Source organism: Limnospira sp. PMC 289.06 (assembly GCF_032350395.1).
Lineage (GTDB): Bacteria > Cyanobacteriota > Cyanobacteriia > Cyanobacteriales > Microcoleaceae > Limnospira > Limnospira platensis.
This window is the reverse complement of the sequence record NZ_JARPLC010000133.1, coordinates 9,233-11,971: the sequence shown is the minus strand read 5'-3', so window position 1 is coordinate 11,971 and position 2,739 is coordinate 9,233. Positions and strand designations below refer to the sequence as shown.

Below are 2,739 nucleotides of genomic sequence, written 5' to 3'. Positions count from 1 at the left end.
ACAGGAAGCCGGACACCGCCCCCTTAGAATGGGCGGGGACCCAAAACAACCTGGGTAATGCCTACTCTGACCTCCCCACAGGCGATCGCGCTGCCAACCTGCAACAGGCTATCAAATGCTACGAAGATGCCCTCACGGTCTGGAAGCCCGACACCGCCCCCTTAGATTGGGCGGGGACCCAAAACAACCTGGGTAATGCCTACAAAAACCTCCCCACAGGCGATCGCGCTGCCAACCTGCAACAGGCTATCGACTGCTACAACAATGCCCTCACGGTCTGGAAGCCCGACACCGCCCCCTTAGATTGCCTGACAACCGCTCGCAATTGGGCAAACCTGGAATTTAATCAAGGGCATTGGCAACAAGCCTTAAACCAGTATCAGACTGCCATTGCAGCCATTGAGCAATCTCGCCGTGGGGCGCTCAGTGAAAGTCGCCGCCAGCAGATTATCCAGGAGTCGATTTATGTCTATGAAAATGCCATCCAAGCTGCCATCAACCTCGACGACATCCCCACCGCCCTGGAAATTGTGGAACGGGTGAGGGCGAAACGTCTGGTAGACTTGATGGCAACTGCTGACCTTTACGCCGACGGCAATATTCCCCCCCAGGTGCAGGAGTGGCTACAACAACTCGATCGCCTCGATGACCAAATTGCCCAAAAACGCCAGGAATTTCAAGACGACTCCGGGGAAACGAAACCCGACGGACTCAAAACCCGCCAACTCCGCGCCGCCACCGCCGTCTCCGCTGACATTGCCGAAATCGAACGCCAAAAACAAGACATCCTCGACCAAATTGGTGGCGTTGATGAAGTGGTCGCCAAACTGCGACAGGTTCAACCCCCCAAACTCTCGGACTTTCAACCCCTACTCTCGAAAAAAACCGCAATTCTCAACTTCTATACCACCGACGACGACACCCATATTTTCATCCTGCGACCCGGAGAGTCCCAACCCCATTGTTTCACCTGCCAAGGACAGGGCTACAAAACCCTACAACAGTGGTTAAGAGAAACTTGGATGAAGCCCTACCTCAGCGATAAAACCCAGTGGCGGGAACAAATGCCGGACGCCCTGGCGGAAATTGCCCACCGCCTGCAACTTAACCGCCTGATCACCGAACACCTCCAAGACATGGAGGAATTAGTGATTGTTCCCCATCTGTTTCTCCATCAAATCCCCTTTGTGGCGTTACCCATCAATCTCTCCTCGCCCACTGGGAGAGGGGCTGGGGGTGAGGGTTATCTGGGCGATAAATTCCTGCTCCGATACGCCCCCAGTCTGCAAGTTCTGGGCTTCTGTCACCATCGGGGTCCGGTCTCCATGAGCGATTATGGCACCGCAGAAAATGCCACCGATGACCTACCCTTTAGCGGTTTCGAGGGGTCAAAGGTGGCGGAATTGTTCAAAATTGACCCCCAACGTCGCCTGATTGGTGCCGCAGCCACCCGCCAAAACTACCGGCAATTACTGGCACAAGTTAACCGCCTGGTCAGCACCCACCACGCCCAAAGTCGCTTTGACAATTCTCAGGAGTCGGGATTAAAATTGAGTGACGGCACTATCAGCGTCAGCCAACTGTTTTCTCCGGGTTGGCGTTTCCCGAAACTAGACGAGGTGTTTCTCTCCTGTTGCGAAACGGGGCTATTTTCGCCGAGTAGTGCCATTGATGAACCTGTGGCATTAAGTACGGGATTTCTCTGTGCGGGGGCGCGGGGTCTCATTGCCAGTCAGTGGTCGATTTACGACTGTTCGGCGGCGCTGTTATCGATTCTCTATCATGAACAGCGCCAAGGGGGGTTAAACCGGGTTCGGGCTTTGCAAGCGGCACAGCAAAAAATGCGCCAAATGACGGGGGCGGAGTTTAAGGAACAGTATAAAAAGCCGGTGGAAAATCATCTGAAAGCTGAGAAGAATCGACTGGCTAATCACGTTAATCACGAGCCACTCCTCATGGGTGTATCGGGTGCGGAAAGAGCGGTTAAAATGTATGCCAACGACAAAGGTTGTCCGTTTGAGCATCCGGTGCATTGGGGGGCGTTGGGCTGTTACGGCCTGGGGTAAAGATTGACCCTCACCCACAACCTCTGTCCTTAAACGGGAGAGGGGATTACCGGATTTGAGAAATCATTAGAAATGGTTTTTTTCTCCCTACGAGAGATGTTGAGAAACCGGATTTCTGACTCACCCAGTTTATCTATAGCGTTTTTCATATTCATAAGGTAAAGCCCTCACCCCAAACCCCTCTCCCAAAGAGGGAGAGGGGCTTTGAAAAGTACCTCACCAATCCACCGAACCGCTATAATCGAACTAATTGACAGATAATTGGCGTTGAGAAGTGACGCAATCTTGGAGGTAAAGATTAATGAGTTCCTGATAAGATACCCCTTCTTTTTGAGCCATATTTTGAAAATATTCGATCACATCAATTCCCAGAGAAATTGTGACTTGTTTTGTTAAGGGCTTGGCAAAAGGATTTGGTCTCCTTTTCATTTGGGAAAGATCCTATTCCGGTTCCATGAGTTTATCTCCGATATTCTTGGCTGAGGTTGAGAAACCCGGTTTCTTGACCACGATAGGGGCTATATATATGCCCGCACATTCTCCCATGCTGTTATGATATGTCAAATATGGGAAAAAGTCAAGCCTTAATCAGTAACAATTCCCCCTGATTAAGAAGGGTGTCGGAAAGGCGATCGCACCCTACGATAATGTGGGATAATCTCAGCAGCAGCGG

The 2,739-nt window shown here is 51.6% G+C and carries 2 protein-coding genes; one reads left to right on the top strand and one right to left on the bottom strand.

Features of this window, described 5'->3' with window-relative positions; translation table 11 throughout:
* On the top strand, positions 1-2,066 hold a 2,066-nt coding region (locus tag P5674_RS20095; RefSeq protein WP_315670224.1), incomplete at its 5' end, for a CHAT domain-containing tetratricopeptide repeat protein.
* Positions 2,067-2,312: 246 nt separating this feature from the next.
* Here P5674_RS20095 and P5674_RS20090 read toward each other — a convergent pair.
* A complete protein-coding gene (locus tag P5674_RS20090; RefSeq protein WP_006617709.1) occupies positions 2,313-2,495 on the bottom strand; it encodes a hypothetical protein in 183 nt (60 codons plus the stop codon).
* Positions 2,496-2,739: the final 244 nt, after the last annotated feature.